Raw genomic sequence first — 19,383 nt, 5'->3', positions numbered from 1 at the left:
AGCACCCGAGGCCCTTCGTCTGGACGAAGACCGCCGACGAGATTCTCGACAAAGTCGCCGCATACTGCCGACGAATCTCTGACTCAGATCACTAGATCTCGCCCCGCAGTTTGGCGAGCGCCTCCGCGAGGATCGCCTCGCCGTCCGCGTCGCTGCGCCGCTCGCGCACGTACGCGAGGTGCGTCTTGTACGGCTCGGTGCGCGGCGGGTCCGGCGGGTTGTCCCTGTCCTGGCCGGCCGGGAACCCGCAGCGCGGGCAGTCCCAGGTGTCGGGGACCTGTGCGTCACTGGCGAAGCTCGGCTGCGTCTCGTGCCCGTTGGAGCACCAGAAGGAGATGCGGAGGCGCGGTGCGGACTCGCCCCGCTCTGCCTCGCCCATCGGCCCCGCTCCGACCCGGCTTCCCCGGATCGCGTTGCCACTTGCCACGGTCGTAACTCCCTGCGTGATGGTGCTGCACAGCGTCTCACAGCGGCTGCGCCGCGAGTGCCCCAGTCTACGTAAGGCCCAACGCTCGTCCAGTGATTGGAGTTACACCCCAGGTCGGGACGGGAAGGAGGCGGGTCAGCTGTCCAGCTTTACCAGCAGACCAAGTACGACAATGCACGCGAACCACAGCAGGCCGACCACGACGGTGATGCGGTCGAGGTTGCGCTCGGCGACCGACGAGCCGCCGACGGACGACTGCATGCCGCCACCGAACATGTCGGAGAGGCCGCCGCCCTTCCCCTTGTGCATCAGCACCAGCAGCATCAGCAGCAGGCTGAAGACGATCAGGGCGATCGAGAACCCCATAACCACGGCTGGACCAACTTCCTCGGACTGATCAGAACTGATACCGATATGTACTGCGGGGGCCGGGCCCGCCACGCGGCGGAGCCGCATCGTGGCACTGTGAGCCTCGGCCCCCGCAAGGGTACGCCGGATCCGCGCTAGCGCATACTCACCGGTCGCTCACACCCTGCTCACTGGTCACGGAAGCGGACGATCTTGACGAACTCGTCCGCGTCCAGCGCCGCGCCGCCCACCAGGGCGCCGTCGACGTCGGGCTGAGCCATGATCGCGGCGACGTTCCCGGCCTTGACCGAGCCGCCGTACTGGATGCGGACCTTGTCGGCCAGCTCCTGGCTGTACAGCTCCGCGAGACGGCCGCGGATCGCCCCGCAGACCTCCTGCGCGTCCTCGGGCGTGGCGACCTCGCCGGTGCCGATGGCCCACACCGGCTCGTACGCGATCACGATGGATTCGGCCTGCTCGGCCGGGATGTCCTTCAGGCCGCCGTCGATCTGGGCCAGGGTGTACTGGACCTGCTGGCCGGCCTTGCGGATGTCCAGGCCCTCGCCGACGCACAGGATCGGGGTCAGGCCGTGCTTGTAGGCGGCCTTCACCTTGGCGTTGCAGATCTCGTCGGTCTCGGCGTGGTACTGGCGGCGCTCGGAGTGGCCCACGGCGACGTAGGCGCACTTCAGCTTGGCCAGCATCGGGCCGGAGATCTCGCCGGTGTAGGCGCCGGAGTCGTGCGCCGAGATGTCCTGGGCGCCGTACTTGATCTTGAGCTTGTCGCCGTCGACCAGGGTCTGCACGGACCTGAGGTCGGTGAAGGGCGGCAGGACGGCGACCTCGACGGCGTCGAAGTCCTTGTCGCCCAGGGCGAAGGCGAGCTTCTGGACGTGGGCGATGGCCTCGAGGTGGTTGAGGTTCATCTTCCAGTTGCCCGCCATCAGCGGGGTGCGGGTCGTCACGGGTGTTCAGTCCTCCAGTGCGGCGAGGCCGGGAAGCGTCTTGCCCTCGAGGTACTCGAGGCTCGCGCCACCGCCGGTCGAAATATGGCCGAATGCGTTCTCGTCGAAGCCGAGCGTACGGACGGCGGCGGCCGAGTCGCCGCCGCCGACGACGGTGAAGGCGGAGCTGTCGACCAGCGCCTGCGCGACCGCCTGGGTGCCGCCGGCGTAGTCGGGGTGCTCGAAGACGCCCACCGGCCCGTTCCAGAAGACGGTCTCGGCGTCGGCGATCTTGGATGCGTACAGCTCGCGGGTCCTCGGGCCGATGTCGAGGCCCTCCTTGTCGGAGGGGATCTTGTCGGCGTCCACCGTGATGAAGTCGGCCGGGGCCTTCGTCTTCAGGTCGGGGAACTCGCCGGAGGCCAGCACGTCGACCGGGAGCACCAGCTCGACGCCGTTCCTCTCCGCGCGCTCCATGTACTCGGTCACGGTCGGGATCTGGTCCTCCTGGAGGAGGGAGATGCCGACCTCGTAGCCCTTGGCCTTCAGGAAGGTGTAGGCCATGCCGCCGCCGATGAGCAGGCGGTCGGCCTTGCCGAGGAGCTGGTCGATGACGGCCAGCTTGTCGGAGACCTTGGCGCCGCCGAGGACGACGACGTACGGCCGCTTCACCTCGTCGGTGAGCTTCTTCAGCACGCCGACCTCGGTGGCGATGAGGTAGCCGGCGGCGTGCGGCAGCCGGGCCGGGAGGTCGTAGACGGAGGCGTGCTTGCGGTGCACGGCGCCGAAGCCGTCGCCGACGTAGACGTCCGCGAGGGCGGCGAGCTGGTCCGCGAAGGCGCCGCGCTCGGCGTCGTCCTTGGCGGTCTCACCGGCGTTGAAGCGCAGGTTCTCCAGGACGGCGACCTGGCCGTCGGCCAGACCCGCGACGACGGCCCGGGCGGACTCGCCGACGGTGTCGGTCGCGAAGGCGACGTCGGTCCCGAGCAGTTCACCGAGCCGCGCGGCGGCGGGCGCGAGCGAGAAGGCGGGGTCCGGGGCGCCCTTCGGGCGGCCGAGGTGGGAGGCGACGACGACGCGCGCGCCGGCCTCGGCGAGCTTCGCGATCGTCGGCTGGACGGCGCGGATGCGGCCGTCGTCGGTGATGGTCGTGCCGTCGAGGGGCACGTTGAGGTCGGCGCGGACGAATACCCGCTTGCCCGCGACCCCGTCGGCCAGCAGCTGGTCGATGGTCTTCATGGTGTTCTACGGCTCCTTGGAGGACTGCTGCACGCGCGACAGGGCTCGAACGGCGCCTCATCGCGCTGCCCGAGCCCTGTCACTCACATCTTGGTGCTCTTCGCTGCAGTTCGGATCAGAAGGTGCAGATCAGAGCTGGTTGCCGACGAAGACCGTGAGGTCCACGAGGCGGTTGGAGTAGCCCCACTCGTTGTCGTACCAGCCGACGACCTTGACCTGCTTGCCCTGGACCATGGTCAGGGAGGAGTCGAAGGTGCAGGAGGCCGGCCAGTTCACGATGTCCGAGGAGACGATCGGGTCCTCGGTGTACTCCAGGATGCCCTGCAGCTGGCCCTCGGCGGCCTTCTGGAAGGCGGTGTTGATCTCGTCCTTGGTGACCTCGCGGTCGAGCTCCAGGACGAGGTCGGTGACGGAGCCGGTGGGGACCGGGACGCGCATGGCGATGCCGTCCAGCTTGCCCTTCAGCTGCGGGAGGACCAGGGCGGTGGCCTTGGCGGCACCGGTCGAGGTCGGGATGATGTTCTCCGCGGCGGCGCGGGCGCGGCGCAGGTCCTTGTGCGGGAAGTCCAGGATGCGCTGGTCATTCGTGTACGCGTGGACCGTCGTCATCATGCCCTTGACGATGCCGAAGCTCTCGTCCAGGACCTTGGCCATCGGCGCCACACAGTTGGTGGTGCAGGAGGCGTTGGAGATGACGTTGTGCTGGGCCGGGTCGTACTTGTCCTGGTTGACGCCCATCACGATGGTGATGTCCTCGTCGGTGGCCGGAGCCGAGATGAGGACCTTCTTGGCGCCGCCGGCGATGTGCTTCTCGGCGTCGGCCTTCTTGGTGAAGATGCCGGTCGACTCGATGACGATGTCGACGCCCAGCTCGCCCCACGGGATGTCGCCGGGGTTGCGCTCGGAGAGCACCTTGATCGTGTGACCGTCGACGGTGATCGTGTCGGCGGTGTGGGTCACGTCGGCCTTGAGGCGGCCGAGGATGGTGTCGTACTTCAGGAGGTGCGCTGTGGTCGCGGTGTCACCCAGGTCGTTGACAGCCACGATCTCGATGTCCGCACCCTGCTCCAGCAGCGCGCGGAAGTAGTTACGACCGATGCGGCCAAAGCCGTTGATGCCTACGCGGATCGTCACGAAACCGATCTCCTCGTTGGTACGCCGGGTTTCGACGCCGGCGAGCTGTATAGGGATGTCCCCGACCGCCTCCGACCCTACCTCCCCGGAGTGCCGGAGGTGACATCCAGAGCGGGCCGTGTACGACAAGGCGGTCCGTACCCGCCAGTAGGGTACGGACCGCCGCGTATCCGCACGGGTTCCGGTCAGCTCATCGGTCCGGAACCGGCCGCGCGGACCCGTGTCAGCGCCGCAGTGCGCCGAGAGCCCTGCCGATGATCCGCGCCCGGTCGGCGGCGGCCGGAACGTGCTCCAGGCCGAAACCGATCAGGACGCTGTCACGCGTGGTGACCGCCGCGGCGGACGGGTACAGGTCCTGGCTGCGTGTCCAGTTCCCGCGCAGGGCGGGGCTGCCCTGCGGCGGCCCCGCGACGGCCCAGGGGCCGAGCGAGGTCTCGAAGCCCTCGGCGTCCTGCCCGGCGCCCGCCGTCACCAGCCGGGTGTCGTCGACGAAGATGCCTTTGCCGCCGTCGCTGGGGTCGGTGACGTACGAGACGGCGACCTCGATCCGCTTGCCGGCGTAGGCGCTCAGGTCGAACGAGGCGGCCCGCCAGCCGTCGGAGGCCCCGGTGAAGGAGTTCCAGTTGCCGGTGGTGCCACGCGCCGTGCATCCGTCGGGACCGACGGTGAGGTAGTGCCGCAGGAAGGGGTGCATGGCGACGTAGAAGCCGCCGTCGCACTGGGTGGGGACGGTGGTGGAGGTGCCGCCCCTGGCGTCGGGCAGGGTCGTCCAGTCGTCCTGGCCCACGGTATGGACCTCGAACACGGCGTTGTCGTAGCCGGGCTCGGTGTTGTAGCTCAGCCGCAGGTCCAGCGCGGGCGCGTCCGCCGCGCTCGTGCCGCTCAGGTCGATCGTGCGGGTGAGCCGCATCCAGGAGGCGTTGCGGTGGCTCGCCGCCGCGTACCAGTCGCCCTCGTACGGCGAGAAGGGCATCCTGACGCCCGGGTAGTCACCCGCGGCCGCGCTGCTGAACTGCGGGAAGTCGCCCGGCGGCAGGGTGTCCGAGGTGATCGTGTACGCACCGGCCGCGTCCAAGGGGTTGCCGGGCGCGGCGGCGAGCGCGCCCGAGGCCCCGGCGAGGCGGCCCGCGCCGAGGAACCCGCCCGCTCCGGCGAGCGAGGCGCGGCCCGAGGCGCCGAGGTAGTACTGGGCGAAGTCGTCGCTCAGCGCGTCGCCCAGGTCGGCGGCGCCGCCTGCCCGCTCACCGGTGGTGAGGAGCTTGCCGCCCTCGTTGAGGTAGGCACGCACGGCCCGCGTGGTGGCCCAGGAGGGCGCCTCGGCCCCGGTGTACCAGACGACCGTGTCGAAGTGGCCGAGCACGGCGAGCGGGTGCGGGGCGCCCTGGGTGGCGACGTCCCAGACCGCGCTGCCCCGCTTGTTGTCGGCGAGGGCCCTGGTGTAGGCGGCGGTGTGCCGCGCGGGTGCGCTGCCGCCCTCCTCGGCGATCACGAGCGTTGCGGCGCGCGGCCGTTCGGCGATCCTGTAGGTGAAGTGCTCGCTGGAAGTGCGCTTCCCGTCCCGCGTACGGCCGGTGAACCAGACCTCGACGGTGTCGCCGACGTCCCCGTCCCGGACGCGGGCGCGGTACTCGTCGAAGCGGATGTTGTCGTCGCCGCCGAAGGTCTCGCCGCCCTTCCATGGCCGCAGCGCCTGGTCGTGCGTACGGCCGCCGTTGACGCGGTACTTGAGCTCCTTGTCCCGCAGCGACTTGCGGGCGACGACGGACACCTCCTGGTCGCCGCCGCGCGCGTAGGAGGTGGTGAAGGTGTCGGGGGTGAAGTCGGCCGCGTCGAGGCCGAGCGAGGACGACGGCCGGTCGGGGTGGGCGGCGGTCTCGGCGACGGAGAGCGCGAACGGGATGTTCTTCGCGAACTCCTGCTGGATCAGCTTCTCGTCGTCCGGGAAGGTGAAGACGGACGCGCAGTCGGCCGCGTTCCAGGGGTCGTTCGGGTCGATGCGGGACGCGGTGGCGCAGGTCGACATCTCGGGGGTGTACATCATCATCCCGTTGACGTTGGCCGCGTGGCCGTCGGCCTCGCCGTTGGTGGTGTACAGCTCGGAGGAGACCTGGGGGCGGTAGCCGGGGACGGCCGGGTTCTCCGGGGTGCCGGCCAGCGCCTTGTAGAGCACGTCGTCGGGCGTGGGTGTGGCGACCTGCCAGCCGACTCCGTAGAGGATCAGCTCGGCGGCGGAGTGGTAGTTGATGCCGTACTCGAAGCCGATGCGCTTCTGGAAGGCGTCGATGGCCCGGGTCTCGGGCTCGGACGCCGGGCCGGTGCCGCGGTAGGTCTCGTCGAACGGGTCGGGTGACGAACCCTCGTTGTCGTAGCCCCACTTGTAGGCGAAGTTCCGGTTGAGGTCGACGCCGTCGCCGGGGGCGATCTTCCCGTCGCCGTTGTTGTCGCGCATGTTCTTGCGCCACTGGCGCTCGGCGGTGCCGGTGAACGTGTAGTCGTAGCCGTCGGGGTTGGCCGAGAGCACGAACCACAGCTCGGTGGAGTCCACGATCCTCGTGATCCGCGGGTCCTTGCCGTAGTTCGTGAGGTAATGGTGCATCAGCCGCCGGGTCATCTCCGGCGTGATCCATTCCCTGGCGTGCTGGTTCGACATGTAGAGCGTGGCCGGCTTGGCGCCGTCCCGGTGCTTCGTGGCGCCCTTGGAGATCTTGAGGGCGAGGATGTCCTGGCCCTTGACCGTCTTGCCGATGCTGACGGCCTTGGTCAGGCCGGGATGGGCGGCGGCGGTCGCGAGAATTTCGCTCTTGAGGCCGCCCTCGCCGCCGTACGGGCGGTAGACGCCGTCGCCCGCGGCGGCGACGCGCCGCTCGGCCGCGGCGGAGACGGTGTGCTCGGTGACGCCGACGCCCTGCGCGCGCAGCTCGTCCGCCTGCCGGTCGGTGAGGTACAGCTCGACCGTGGCGGTGCCCTTCTCCGGCACCCGCTCGGTGAGTTCGTGCCCGTCGGCGCCCGCCGCCAGGATCAGCGGCACCTGCGCCCTGGTGACCTTCGCATGCCATACGGAGAGTTCGTCATTGTCCTGCCCCCCCGGTTCGGCCTGCGCGATCGGCGCGGCCGACAGTCCCGCGACGAGCAGTGAAGCCGCCGCGAGGATCGATCTCGCTCTGCGTCTCATGCGCCCCCCTTGCTGTTGTCTGCCCGATGAGTGAACAGGCGCCAGGCTCATGACTCTCCATGATCATGTCAATAGGGCGTGGGTGCGCCCGCCGATGTCCGCAAACGACGCTGCCGACGCCCCAACGGGCGTCGGCAGCAAAGCTCTTGAGCTGCATGCCGGGGAGGCTCAGCCGACGAGTCCGTCGGCCATCTCCTCGGTCAGATTGGACTCCGTACCCGGAATGCCCAGGTCCTGGGCCCGCTTGTCGGCCATCGCCAGCAGCCGCCGGATACGGCCGGCGACCGCGTCCTTCGTCAGCGGCGGGTCGGCGAGGGCTCCCAGCTCCTCCAGGGACGCCTGCTTGTGCTCCATGCGCAGCCGGCCCGCGGCGGCGAGGTGCTCGGGCACCTCCTCGCCCAGGATCTCCAGAGCGCGCTGCACCCGGGCCCCGGCCGCGACGGCGGCGCGGGCCGAGCGGCGCAGGTTGGCGTCGTCGAAGTTCGCCAGGCGGTTGGCGGTGGCCCGGACCTCGCGGCGCATCCGCCGCTCCTCCCAGGCGAGCACCGACTCGTGCGCCCCGAGGCGGGTCAACAGCGCGCCGATCGCGTCACCGTCCCGGACGACGACCCGGTCCACACCCCGCACCTCGCGCGCCTTGGCGGCGATGGACAGCCGGCGGGCGGCGCCGACCAGGGCCAGGGCCGCCTCCGGGCCGGGGCAGGTGACCTCCAGCGAGGAGGACCGGCCCGGCTCGGTCAGCGAGCCGTGCGCCAGGAACGCGCCCCGCCAGGCGGCCTCGGCGTCGCAGGTGGCGCCGGAGACGACCTGGGGCGGCAGGCCGCGGATCGGGCGGCCGCGGCCGTCGACCAGGCCGGTCTGGCGCGCGAGCTGGTCGCCGCCCGCCACCACCCGCACGACGAAGCGGGAGCCGCGGCGCAGCCCGCCGGGGGCCATCACCATCAGCTCCGAGCTGTGGCCGAAGATCTCCAGGATGTCGCGCTTGAGACGGCGTGCCGCGATCCCGGTGTCGAGCTCCGCCTCGATCACGATGCGGCCGCTGACCAGGTGCAGACCGCCCGCGAACCGCAGGATCGCCGAGACCTCTGCCTTTCTGCAGCAGGTCCGGGTGACGGGAAGCCGGGAGATCTCGTCCTTCACCGCTGCCGTCATCGCCATGGGCCGATCCTTCCATGCATCCGAAAAATACGGTCGTACGCGGCGGCCAACAGCTCCGGGTCGTGCTTCGGAGCGCCGTCGGGAGAGGCCACCGGCGCCAGCTCGACCGCGGCGCCGAGCCGCTTGGCGGCTTCGTCGAGGGACTCGCGGTCGGGCACGGCGGCCGCGTCGGCCAGCACCACGTCCAGGGCGAGTTTAGGCGCGTGTCGTCCCAAAACCTCCAAATGACGCTGCGGGGAGAAGCCTTCTGTTTCGCCGGGCTGCGGCGCGAGATTGAGGGAGAGGACCCGTCGCGCCTTCGTCCCGACCAGGGCGTCCAGCAGCTCGGGCACGAGCAGGTGGGGTATCACCGAGGAGAACCAGGACCCGGGCCCCAGAACCACCCAGTCGGCGTCCAGGACGGCCTCGACGGCCTCCGGGACGGCGGGCGGGTCGTTCGGCACGAGGTGCACCGACTGCACCTCGCCCGGGGTGAGCGCGACGGTCGCCTGGCCGCGGACCGTGGACACCTCGTCCGGGCGCGCCGGGTCGTGCCCGCGCACCAGCGCCTGGAGCTCCAGCGGGACGGCCGACATGGGCAGCACCCGGCCGTGGGCGCCGAGCAGCTTGCCCACCAGGTCGAGGGCCTGCACATGGTCGCCGAACTGCTCCCACAGCGCCACGATCAGCAGATTGCCGACCGCGTGCTCGTGCAGGTCCCCCTGGGACTGGAAGCGGTGCTGGATGACGCGGGCCCAGGTCTGGCCCCAGTCGTCGTCGCCGCACAGGGCGGCCAGCGCCTTGCGGAGGTCGCCCGGCGGCAGCACGCCGAGCTCCTCCCGGAGCCGGCCGCTGGAGCCGCCGTCGTCGGCGACGGTGACGACCGCGGTCAGGTCGCCGGTGATGCGGCGCAGGGCCGCGAGCGACGCGGACAGGCCCATGCCGCCGCCGAGGGCGACGACCTTGGGCTGTGCGCCGCGCTTCCGTGTCGACGGAGTGCGCGTGGACCGGCGCAGTCGTCGCAGACGGAGGGTCCGTCCGGTCACTCGCGCCCCATGTCCCGGTGCACGACCACGGTCTCGACGCCGGCGGAGGACAGCCGGGCCGCCAGCTTCTCGGAGGTGGCGACCGAGCGGTGCTTGCCGCCCGTGCAGCCCACCGCGATGGTCACGTACCGCTTGCCCTCGCGGCGGTAGCCGGAGGCGATCAGCTGGAGCAGCTCGGTGTAGCGGTCCAGGAACTCCTTGGCACCGGGCTGGTTGAAGACGTAGTTCGACACCTCTTCATTCAGGCCGGTGAAGGGGCGCAGCTCGGGGACCCAGTGCGGGTTGGGCAGGAAGCGCATGTCGACGACGAGGTCGGCGTCGACGGGCAGTCCGTACTTGAACCCGAACGACATCACCGTCGCCCGCAGCTCCGGCTCCTCCTCGCCCGCGAACTGGGCGTCCATCTTGGCGCGCAGCTCGTGCACATTGAGGCTGGAGGTGTCGATCACCAGGTCGGCGTCGCCGCGCAGCTCGCGCAGCAGGTCGCGCTCGGCCGCGATGCCGTCGACGATCCGGCCGTCGCCCTGCAGCGGGTGCGGACGGCGGACCGACTCGAAGCGACGCACGAGGGCGTCGTCGGAGGACTCCAGGAAGACGGTCCGGCGCGTGACCTGCTTGGCGTCGAGATCGGCGAGGGACTCGCGGAGATTGTCGAAGAAGCGCCGGCCGCGCACGTCCACGACGACGGCGATGCGGGCGACGTTGCCCTGCGAGCGGGCGCCGAGCTCCACCATGGTGGGGATCAGCGCGGGCGGCAGGTTGTCCACGACGAACCAGCCCAGGTCCTCCAGGCACTTCGCCGCCGTGCTGCGACCGGCACCGGACATGCCGGAGATGATCACCAGCTCGGGGATGGCCACGTCCGCCGCGGCCTCGGCGGGCTCGGCCGTATTGCCCGTACTCACGTCTGCTGCTCCGTCTCCGTCGTGCTCAGTCATGTCGTTCCGCCCCCGTCGTTCTCTTCAATGATCTCTCCTGTCGCCGTATTCACGGCGGGTGCGGCCGGAGCCGCCTGGGCAAGGGCCACGACGACCGACTCGGCCGTCTTGCGGCCCATGCCGGGGACCTCGCAGATCTGCTCGATTGTCGCCTGCCGGAGCCGCTTCACCGAGCCGAAATGCTTGATCAGAGCCTGTTTCCGCATGTCCCCGAGGCCGGGGACGGCGTCGAGCGGGCTGGTCCTGATCCGCTTCGTCCGCTTGGAGCGCTGATAGCGGATGGCGAAGTCGTGAGCCGTGTCACGGACGCGCTGCAGCAGGTACAGGCCCTCGCTGGACCGGGGGAGCACGACCGGGTCGTCGTCGTGCGGCAGCCAGACCTCTTCGAGGCGCTTGGCGAGGCCGCAGACGGCCACGTCGTCGATGCCGAGCTCGTCCAGGGCCCGCTGGGCGGCCGTGACCTGCGGCTTTCCACCGTCGACGACCACGAGCTGGGGCGGGTAGGCGAACTTCTTCGGACGGCCGTCGTCCTCGGGAGGCTCACTCCCGGGGTCGTCGCCGCCGATCCACTCCCCCGTCCTGTCCTTCTCGACGAGGTACCGCTTGAACCGCCGGGTGATCACCTCGTGCATGGACCGGACGTCGTCCTGGCCCTCGAAGCCCTTGATCTGGAAGCGGCGGTACTCGCTCTTGCGCGCGAGGCCGTCCTCGAAGACCACCATCGACGCCACCACGTCCTCGCCCTGGAGGTGGGAGATGTCGAAGCACTCGATGCGCAGGGGCGCCGAGTCGAGACCGAGGGCCTCCGCGATCTCCTCCAGGGCCCGCGAGCGGGTGGTCAGATCGCTGGCGCGCTTGGTCTTGTGGAGCGCGAGGGCCTGGAGGGCGTTGCGCTCGACGGTCTCCATGAGCGCCTTCTTGTCGCCGCGCTGCGGGACGCGCAGCGACACCTGCGCCCCCCGGCGGCCGCTCAGCCACTGGCTGACGGCGCTGTCGTCCTCGGGAAGCGCCGGGACGAGGACCTCCTTGGGGACCGCGTCGCCACTCTCCTCGCCGTACAGCTGCTGGAGCGCGTGCTCGACCAGGCCGGCGGTGTCGACGTTCTCCACCTTGTCGGTGACCCAGCCGCGCTGGCCGCGCACCCGTCCGCCGCGTACGTGGAAGATCTGCACGGCGGCTTCCAGCTCGTCCTCGGCGAGGGCGATCAGGTCGGCGTCGGTCGCGTCGGCGAGCACGACGGCGTTCTTCTCCAGGGCGCGCCTGAGCGCCTCTATGTCGTCACGCAGCCGGGCGGCCTTCTCGTACTCCATCTCGTCGGCGGCCGCCATCATCTGCTTCTCCAGGCGGCGGATGTAGGTGCCGGTGCGGCCGGCCATGAAGTCGCAGAACTCCTCGGCCAGTTCGCGGTGCTCCTCGGGGGTGACCCGGCCGACGCACGGGGCGGAGCACTTGCCGATGTAGCCGAGGAGGCAGGGACGGCCCTTCTGCACGTGGTTCCTGAACACGCCCGCGGAGCAGGTGCGCACGGGGAAGACGCGGAGCATCAGGTCGACGGTCTCGCGGATCGCCCACGCGTGCCCGTACGGACCGAAGTAGCGCACGCCTTTCCGCTTGGCGCCGCGCATGACCTGGACCCTCGGGAACTCCTCGTTCAGCGTGACCGCGAGATACGGATAGCTCTTGTCGTCGCGGTACTTGACGTTGAACCGGGGGTCGAACTCCTTGATCCAGGAGTATTCCAGCTGGAGCGCCTCGACCTCGGTGGAGACCACCGTCCACTCGACGGAGGCTGCGGTGGTGACCATGGTGCGCGTGCGCGGGTGGAGACCCGCCAGGTCCTGGAAGTAGCTGGACAGGCGCTGGCGCAGGCTTTTCGCCTTGCCGACGTAGATCACACGACGGTGCTCGTCGCGGAACCTGTAGACCCCCGGCGAGTCGGGGATCTGTCCCGGCTTGGGGCGGTAGCTGGAGGGGTCTGCCATGTCGACCACCCTACTGGCGGGCGGTGACAACGTGGTCCTCTCCGGACAGGGACATGATCAGTCGGCGCGGGCCCCCTACGGGGAGGGCCGCGGAGGCGGCCGCGAGGGCCTGGGCCCCCGCTGTGGACGCGGGTACGGGCCCGGATGACCGCCGCGGGGGTGGCAAGGGACGGATCCTGGCCACAAGCCCTGCCCCCATCCTTGTCCCAGGAAGATCAACACGCTTCAATGCGGGGTGACGCGGCGCTGTGATCGGTACGGCCCGGATGTGAAGACCTCCGTCCCTCCCCGCCCGGAATGCCGCCGCCCACCCCCAGCGGCGCCCCCGCCACGTGATCATTCCGCGAACGCCATGAGCCCCCGGAGGAGTCCATGGGCCACACCCAGGCAGATCTGGCACAGGTGCTGAACAGCGGCCCGTTCCACCTGGCCCTGCGCGCCGCCCTCGCGGTGCGCGGTCTGCCGCTCCAGCGCGTCCAGCACCACCTCGCCCACCGGGGGATCAAGGTCGGCGTGACCAGCCTCAGCTACTGGCAGCAGGGCGCGCGCCGTCCCCAGCGCCCCGAGTCGCTGCGGGCGGTGCGCGCACTGGAGGAGGTGCTGGAGCTGCCCGCGCAGTCACTGGTCCGGCTGCTCGGCCCCGGGACCGACAGCGCCCACGCGGACGCCGATCGCCCCGGCGGGCGTTCCTACCGCTCGCTCGCGGAGGCATCCGGCACGGCCGAACGGCTCTTCGCGGGCCTCACGCCGCCTGCGGGCGGCGCACTGCACACGGTCGGACACCAGGAGCGGGTGCGCATCGGCGCCGACCGGCGCCTCGCCGGGCGCGACTCGCACCACGTCGTACGCGCCCAGCAGGACGGCATCGACCGCTATCTGGCCGTGCACCACGGCGATCCGGGCTGCGATCCGGCACGGGTGCGGGTGAAGGCGCTGGAGAACTGCCGTACGGGCCGGGTCCGGTGGGACACCGACTCCCGCGTGGTAGTCGCCGAGCTCCTCTTCGACACGCGGCTGCGCGTCGGCGAGACATACGTCTTCGGCTACGGCTTCGAGGACGGCACCGGCGGCCCGAGCAGCGAGTACGTGCGCGGTTTCGGCTTCGCGGGCGGGCAGTACGTGCTCCAGGTGCGGTTCGACGAGGGCGCGCTGCCGGTGCGCTGCCGGCGGTTCGCCCGGGCGACGACGGGTGCGCCCCGCGGCGCGCGGACGGATCTGACGCTCAGCGGGCGCCATCGCACGGTGCACCTGGTGGAGCAGGGGGTGCGCCCGGGGATCCTCGGGATCGACTGGGACTGGGACTGACGGCTGGGGATCGTCGAGCGCGCCGGTACGCGATCTAGGCGTCGGGGCCGGCGACGAGCCTGCCGCCCTCCGCCTTGACCGGGACCTCGGGCAGCGGCACGGTGGCCGGGCCCACGAGCGCCTTGCCGGTCGTCACGTCGAATCGGCTGCCGTGGCAGGGGCAGTTGCCCTCCGTCCCCTCGAGCTTGTCGAGTACGCAGCCGGCGTGGGTGCACTGGGCGCTGAACGCCTTGTACTGCCCCTTCGCCGGGCAGTGCACGACCAGCCGCTGCTCGCGGTAGAGCTTCGCCCCGCCGACGGGAACGGCATCGGCGGCGCCGAGGTCGACGGATGCGGTGGGCGTCGGGTTCTCGGCGTGGCCGACCTTGGACTCGGTGGAGCAGGCGGCGACGCCCAGCCCGGCGGTCCCGGCGAGGGCCGCGCCCTTCAGGACGGTACGGCGGGCGGTCGGCTGGCCGGGCATGGGAACTCCACAGTTCAGGGCGTCGGATGCGTCCGAGGGCGCGTGTCGGTGACGGAAACGACGATACCGGCGGAGATCGGCGCAGCCCGGGGCGGGCTCCCTGGTCGGGGCGCTCGGGCATGGGCTACGTTCTGGCCCGTGATCGTCGTCGCCGGTGAATCCCTGATCGACCTGGTCCCCCAGGGGGCCGCCACTCCCCTGCCCATGCTGCTGCCCCGCCTCGGCGGCGGGCCCTACAACACGGCGGTGGCTCTCGGCCGGCTGGGTTCCCCGGTGGGATTCTGCTCGCGGGTGTCGACGGACGCCTTCGGCGAGGCACTGCTGGGCGGACTGCGCGCGGCGGGGGTCGACGTCTCGCTGGTCCAGCGCGGCCCGGAGCCGACGACGCTGGCGGTGGCGGCGATCGGTTCGGACGGCTCGGCGGGGTACGGCTTCTACGCGGAGGGCAGCGCGGACCGTCTCTTCGAGCTGCCCGGCGCCCTGCCCGAGGACGTGCGGGCGCTGGCGCTCGGCACGTGCTCGCTGGTGCTGGAACCGGGCGCGAGCGCATACGAGGCGCTGCTGCGGCGGGAGGCGGGTCGCGGGATCTTCACGCTGCTCGACCCGAACATCCGGGCCGGTCTGATACCGGATGCGGACGCCTACCGGGCCCGGTTCGCGGGCTGGCTGCCGTTCGTCTCGCTGCTGAAGCTCTCCGAGGACGACGCCGCGTGGCTGGGTGGCATGCCCGAGGGCCCGGAGGCGGTGGTACTGACCCGGGGCGGCTCGGGGCTGTCGGTACGCACCCGGTCCGGTGTCGAGGTCTCGGTCCCGGCGGCGCCGGTGACGGTCGCGGACACCATCGGAGCCGGCGACACGGTGAACGCGGCGCTGTTGCACGGGCTCGCTGCCCGGGACGCGCTGTCCCCCGACGCGCTGTCGTCGCTGGACGCTGCCGCCTGGGCCGAGGTGCTGACGTTCGCGGCACGCGCGGCGGCGGTGACGTGCTCCCGTACGGGAGCGGAGCCCCCGTACGCGGCGGAGCTGGCCTAGGGCCTCTCGTTTGGATCATGCCGGGCTCGCGGGCCCTGGCACGCTCCCCCGCAGCCTTCGGCGTGGGAGGTACCCCCACCCCCGTAGCCCTTCGGGCACGGGAGGTGCCCCCACGCCGCGTTGTCGTCGGTCGCCATGGCTCCGCCATTGTCTCCTCCCCCTACGCCTTCGGCGTGGGAGGTACCCCCACCTCCGCCTTGCGATCGCACGCACCAGACCCTCCCCCTACGCCCTGCGGGCGTAGGGGGGACCCCCACTCACTGATCCGGCCTGATCCAAACGAAAGACCCTAGCGCGCGGTGTCCTCGAACGACGGCGGGGCTGCACACACAGCCTCCGCCGTCGTTTGAGGCGCGGGGGTGACGGGGGCGGAACCCCCGAGTCAGGCGCGACGCGCTCGCGCCGCCCCGGCCGTCGTCTTCCTCGGCGCCGCCTTCCGCGCAGGCTTACGCGCCGCCGGCACCGACACGGCGTCGCTGATGCGCTCCGCGTCCAGGATGTCCCGCAGGAACTTGCCGGTGTGGCTCGCCGGGACGCCCGCGACCTGCTCCGGGGTGCCCTCGGCGACCACGAGTCCGCCGCCGCTGCCGCCCTCGGGGCCCATGTCGACGACCCAGTCGGCCGTCTTGATCACGTCGAGGTTGTGCTCGATGACGATCACCGAGTTGCCCTTGTCGACGAGGTTGGACAGCACGTTGATCAGCTTGCTGATGTCCTCGAAGTGCAGGCCGGTGGTCGGCTCGTCCAGCACGTAGACCGTGCGCCCGGTGGAACGCTTCTGCAGCTCGGAGGCCAGCTTCACGCGCTGCGCCTCGCCGCCCGAGAGCGTCGGCGCGGACTGGCCGAGCCGGACGTATCCGAGGCCGACCTCGTTGAGCGTGCGCAGGTGGCGGGAGATCGTCGGGACGGCCTCGAAGAAGTCCAGCGCCTCCTCGATCGGCATGTCCAGCACCTCGGCGATGGACTTGCCCTTGTAGTGGACCTCCAGGGTCTCGCGGTTGTACCGCGCGCCGTGGCAGACCTCGCACGGGACGTACACGTCCGGGAGGAAGTTCATCTCGATCTTGATGGTGCCGTCGCCGGAGCAGTTCTCGCAGCGGCCGCCCTTGACGTTGAAGGAGAAGCGGCCGGGCAGGTAGCCCCGGACCTTCGCCTCCATCGTCTCCGCGAAGAGCTTGCGGACGTGGTCGAAGACGCCGGTGTACGTCGCAGGGTTCGACCTCGGCGTGCGGCCGATGGGCGACTGGTCGACGTGCACGACCTTGTCGACGAGGTCGTCGCCGTCGACGCGGGTGTGCCGTCCCGGCACCGACTTGGCGCCGTTCAGCTCGCGGGCCAGGTGGGTGTAGAGGATGTCGTTGACCAGGGTCGACTTTCCGGAGCCGGAGACGCCGGTGACCGCGGTGAGAACGCCGAGCGGGAAGGACACGTCGATGTCCCGCAGGTTGTTCTCCCGGGCCCCGTGCACCGTGAGCCGGCGCGTCGGGTCCACCGGGCGGCGCAGCTCGGGCGTCGGGATGGACCGAATCCCGGCCAGATACTGCCCGGTCATCGACTCCTGGTTGGCCAGCAGCTCCTTCAACGGGCCGGAGTGGACGACCTTGCCGCCGTGCTCGCCCGCGCCGGGGCCGATGTCGACGACCCAGTCCGCGACCTTGATCGTGTCCTCGTCGTGCTCGACGACGATCAGGGTGTTGCCCATGTCGCGCAGGCGCACCAGCGTCTCGATGAGCCGGTGGTTGTCGCGCTGGTGCAGGCCGATGGACGGCTCGTCCAGCACGTACAGCACGCCGACCAGGCCGGAGCCGATCTGGGTGGCGAGCCGGATGCGCTGTGCCTCGCCGCCGGAGAGGGTGCCGGCGGCGCGGTTGAGGGAGAGGTAGTCCAGGCCGACGTCGACGAGGAAGCGGAGCCGCTCGTTGACCTCCTTGAGGACGCGCTCGGCGATCTTCTTGTCGCGGGCGTTCAGCTTGAGGCGGCCGAGGAAGTCCGCGCACTCGCTGATCGACATGGCGGACACCTCGGCGATGGACTTCTCCATCACGGTGACCGCGAGGACGATCGGCTTGAGGCGGGTGCCCTCGCAGGTAGGGCACGGGACCTCGCGCATGTAGCCCTCGAAGCGCTCCCTGCTGGAGTCGCTCTCGGCCTCGGAGTGCCGCCGCTTCACGAACTGGACGGCGCCCTCGAAGGCGGGGGTGGTGTACGCCCGCTCCCGGCCGTACCTGTTGCGGTAGCGGACCTCGACCTGGGTCTTGTGGCCGAACAGCAGGGCCTTCTTGGCGCGCTGCGGCAGCCCGGCCCAGGGCATGTCGGTGGAGAAGCCGAGCGCCTGGGCGAGCCCGCCGATCAGGCGCCCGAAGTATTCCTTGGTGTGGCCGTGCGACCAGGGGTGGATCGCGCCGTCGTCGAGGGACCGCTCCTCGTCGGGGACGATCAGCTCGGGGTCGACCTCCATGCGCGTGCCGATGCCGGTGCAGTCGGGGCAGGCGCCGAACGGCGAGTTGAACGAGAAGGAGCGGGGCTCGAGCTCCTCGAAGGACAGGTCGTCGTAGGGGCAGTACAGGTGCTCCGAGTACATCCGCTCGCGCTCGGGGTCGTCCTCGGGGAGGTCGACGAAGTCGAGCACGACCATGCCGCCGGAGAGGCCGAGCGCGGTCTCGACGGAGTCGGTCAGCCGGCGCTTGGCGCTGTCCTTGACCGTGAGGCGGTCGACGACCACCTCGATGGTGTGCTTCTCCTGCTTCTTGAGCGTGGGCGGCTCGGCGAGCTGGATCGTCTTCCCGTCGACCCTGGCCCGGCTGTACCCCTTCGTCTGGAGGTCGGAGAAGAGGTCGACGAACTCGCCCTTGCGCTCGCGCACCAGCGGCGAGAGGACCTGGAAGCGGCTGCCCTCGGGCAGCTCCAGGACCTTGTCGACGATGGCCTGCGGCGACTGGCGCGAGATGGGGCGGCCGCACTCGGGGCAGTGCGGCTTGCCGATGCGGGCGAACAGCAGACGGAGGTAGTCGTAGACCTCGGTGATGGTGCCGACGGTGGAGCGCGGATTGCGCGAGGTCGACTTCTGGTCGATCGAGACAGCCGGGGACAGGCCCTCGATGAAGTCGACGTCCGGCTTGTCCATCTGGCCGAGGAACTGCCGGGCGTAGGAGGAGAGGGATTCGACGTAGCGGCGCTGCCCCTCGGCGAAGATCGTGTCGAACGCGAGAGAGGACTTCCCCGACCCCGAGAGCCCGGTGAAGACGATGAGGGAGTCACGCGGGAGGTCGAGCGAGACGTTCTTCAGATTGTGCTCGCGCGCGCCACGGACGATGAGACGGTCGGCCACGCCGGTCCGCACCTTTCTTGAGAGAAGCGGGGGCACGGCCCCCGTCCCAGACTGTTCCAAGCCTAGGGGGGCCGCCGGATGGATGAATGCCTGACTTTCAAGGATGCCTCCACCGAGCGTATAGCACGCGCATTCGATTTACGGACGCCCGCCGATTCCTTCACCCGATCGAGTGCCGAGGGCTAGGGTCGGCCTCATGATCGATCCTCACAGCGACCTGCGCTCCGTACGCGAAGCGACCGACCGGCTGCTCGCCGCCGTCGCCGCACTGGACAACGCCGCCGTGGCGGGGCCGTCACGGCTGCCGGGCTGGACCCGCGGCCATGTGCTGGCCCACCTCTCCCGTAACGCCGACGCACTCGTGAATGTTCTCGAGGGCCGCCCCATGTACGTCAGCGGCGAGGCCCGCGACGCCGACATCGAGCGCGACGCGCCCCGCCCCCTCGCCGACCAGCTCGACGACCTGCGCGCGAGCGCCGCGCGCTTCCAGGACGCCGGCTCCGTGCTGGCGGACTGGAACCGCACGGTCGAGCTGCGCAACGGCGTCACCGACCGTGCGGCGCGGGTGCCGTTCCGCCGCCTCGTCGAGGTCGAGCTGCACCATGTCGACCTGGGCATCGGCTACGAGCTGGAGGACCTGCCGAAGGAGTTCACCCAGCGGGAGACCGAGTTCCTCGCCCAGCGCTTCGGCGGCGCCGCGAGCGTCCCGCCGACGCGGATCGTCACCGCCGTCGGCGAGTGGCGCACCGGCGGCACCGAGGGGCCCGAGGTGACGGTCTCCGGAACCCCGGCGGACGTGCTGGGCTGGCTCGCGGGACGGCGGGACGGCGCGGCGCTCGCGGCCGCGGGAGGACCGCTGCCTGTCATCCCCCCGCTATAGGCTGAGAC

Annotated in this window: 15 protein-coding genes; 3 read left to right on the top strand and 12 right to left on the bottom strand. The window is 70.8% G+C overall.

The window, feature by feature from the left end:
* Positions 1 to 91 precede the first annotated feature (91 nt).
* The 10 genes from ACF08N_RS30225 to uvrC all read right to left on the bottom strand — a co-directional run bounded on the left by ACF08N_RS30225 (position 92) and on the right by uvrC (position 12,367).
* Entirely contained in the window at positions 92 to 427 is a 336-nt protein-coding gene (locus ACF08N_RS30225; protein WP_003957010.1) for an RNA polymerase-binding protein RbpA, read from the bottom strand.
* A 135-nt stretch (positions 428 to 562) separates the two neighbouring features.
* Positions 563 to 793 carry a preprotein translocase subunit SecG gene (gene secG, locus ACF08N_RS30220; protein ID WP_177148920.1) on the bottom strand — a complete coding sequence of 77 codons (231 nt, stop codon included), beginning with the start codon at positions 791 to 793 and terminating at the stop codon, positions 563 to 565.
* Between the two features lie 170 nt (positions 794 to 963).
* Positions 964 to 1,740, bottom strand: a complete 777-nt coding sequence (tpiA, locus tag ACF08N_RS30215; RefSeq protein ID WP_392327894.1) for a triose-phosphate isomerase — start codon at positions 1,738 to 1,740, stop codon at positions 964 to 966.
* Positions 1,741 to 1,746: 6 nt separating this feature from the next.
* The gene (locus tag ACF08N_RS30210; RefSeq protein ID WP_392327893.1) at positions 1,747 to 2,958 is read right to left on the bottom strand and encodes a phosphoglycerate kinase; all 1,212 of its coding nucleotides are present in this window, start codon (positions 2,956 to 2,958) and stop codon (positions 1,747 to 1,749) included.
* A gap of 129 nt (positions 2,959 to 3,087) precedes the next feature.
* Entirely contained in the window at positions 3,088 to 4,092 is a 1,005-nt protein-coding gene (gap, locus tag ACF08N_RS30205; RefSeq protein WP_392327892.1) for a type I glyceraldehyde-3-phosphate dehydrogenase, read from the bottom strand.
* 223 nt (positions 4,093 to 4,315) lie between these two features.
* The gene (locus tag ACF08N_RS30200) at positions 4,316 to 7,264 is read right to left on the bottom strand and encodes a M14 family zinc carboxypeptidase (RefSeq protein WP_392327891.1); all 2,949 of its coding nucleotides are present in this window, start codon (positions 7,262 to 7,264) and stop codon (positions 4,316 to 4,318) included.
* A gap of 168 nt (positions 7,265 to 7,432) precedes the next feature.
* Positions 7,433 to 8,422, bottom strand: a complete 990-nt coding sequence (gene whiA / locus ACF08N_RS30195; protein ID WP_005318962.1) for a DNA-binding protein WhiA — start codon at positions 8,420 to 8,422, stop codon at positions 7,433 to 7,435.
* On the bottom strand, positions 8,413 to 9,447 hold the full coding sequence (yvcK, locus tag ACF08N_RS30190) for a uridine diphosphate-N-acetylglucosamine-binding protein YvcK (RefSeq protein ID WP_392327890.1): 1,035 nt from the start codon (positions 9,445 to 9,447) through the stop codon (positions 8,413 to 8,415). The genes whiA and yvcK overlap by 10 nt, the downstream gene beginning before the upstream one ends.
* The gene (rapZ, locus tag ACF08N_RS30185; RefSeq protein ID WP_392327889.1) at positions 9,444 to 10,385 is read right to left on the bottom strand and encodes an RNase adapter RapZ; all 942 of its coding nucleotides are present in this window, start codon (positions 10,383 to 10,385) and stop codon (positions 9,444 to 9,446) included. Before rapZ ends, yvcK begins: the two co-directional genes overlap by 4 nt.
* Positions 10,382 to 12,367 carry an excinuclease ABC subunit UvrC gene (uvrC, locus tag ACF08N_RS30180; protein WP_392327888.1) on the bottom strand — a complete coding sequence of 662 codons (1,986 nt, stop codon included), beginning with the start codon at positions 12,365 to 12,367 and terminating at the stop codon, positions 10,382 to 10,384. Before uvrC ends, rapZ begins: the two co-directional genes overlap by 4 nt.
* A 372-nt stretch (positions 12,368 to 12,739) precedes the next feature.
* Between uvrC and ACF08N_RS30175 the strand changes: the two genes are divergently transcribed.
* On the top strand, positions 12,740 to 13,672 hold the full coding sequence (locus ACF08N_RS30175) for a hypothetical protein (RefSeq protein ID WP_392327887.1): 933 nt from the start codon (positions 12,740 to 12,742) through the stop codon (positions 13,670 to 13,672).
* Between the two features lie 34 nt (positions 13,673 to 13,706).
* Here the strand turns inward: ACF08N_RS30175 and ACF08N_RS30170 are convergent, their stop codons facing one another.
* Positions 13,707 to 14,135, bottom strand: a complete 429-nt coding sequence (locus ACF08N_RS30170) for a Rieske (2Fe-2S) protein (RefSeq protein ID WP_392327886.1) — start codon at positions 14,133 to 14,135, stop codon at positions 13,707 to 13,709.
* A 138-nt stretch (positions 14,136 to 14,273) separates the two neighbouring features.
* Between ACF08N_RS30170 and ACF08N_RS30165 the strand changes: the two genes are divergently transcribed.
* Positions 14,274 to 15,167 (top strand): carbohydrate kinase, encoded by an 894-nt coding sequence (locus ACF08N_RS30165; RefSeq protein WP_392327885.1) that lies wholly within the window; start codon positions 14,274 to 14,276, stop codon positions 15,165 to 15,167.
* Positions 15,168 to 15,549: 382 nt separating this feature from the next.
* Here ACF08N_RS30165 and uvrA read toward each other — a convergent pair whose 3' ends face one another.
* Complete coding sequence (gene uvrA / locus ACF08N_RS30160; RefSeq protein ID WP_392327884.1) at positions 15,550 to 18,495, bottom strand: excinuclease ABC subunit UvrA; 2,946 nt, start codon at positions 18,493 to 18,495, stop codon at positions 15,550 to 15,552.
* A 196-nt stretch (positions 18,496 to 18,691) separates the two neighbouring features.
* Between uvrA and ACF08N_RS30155 the strand changes: the two genes are divergently transcribed.
* Positions 18,692 to 19,375, top strand: a complete 684-nt coding sequence (locus ACF08N_RS30155; RefSeq protein ID WP_392327883.1) for a maleylpyruvate isomerase family mycothiol-dependent enzyme — start codon at positions 18,692 to 18,694, stop codon at positions 19,373 to 19,375.
* The last annotated feature ends 8 nt before the right edge of the window (positions 19,376 to 19,383 follow it).

Origin of the sequence: Streptomyces sp. NPDC015127 (genome assembly GCF_043080095.1) — a bacterium.
Classification (GTDB): domain Bacteria; phylum Actinomycetota; class Actinomycetes; order Streptomycetales; family Streptomycetaceae; genus Streptomyces.
Note: the sequence above shows the minus strand (reverse complement) of the source record. Positions and strands in the feature narration are given on the sequence as shown.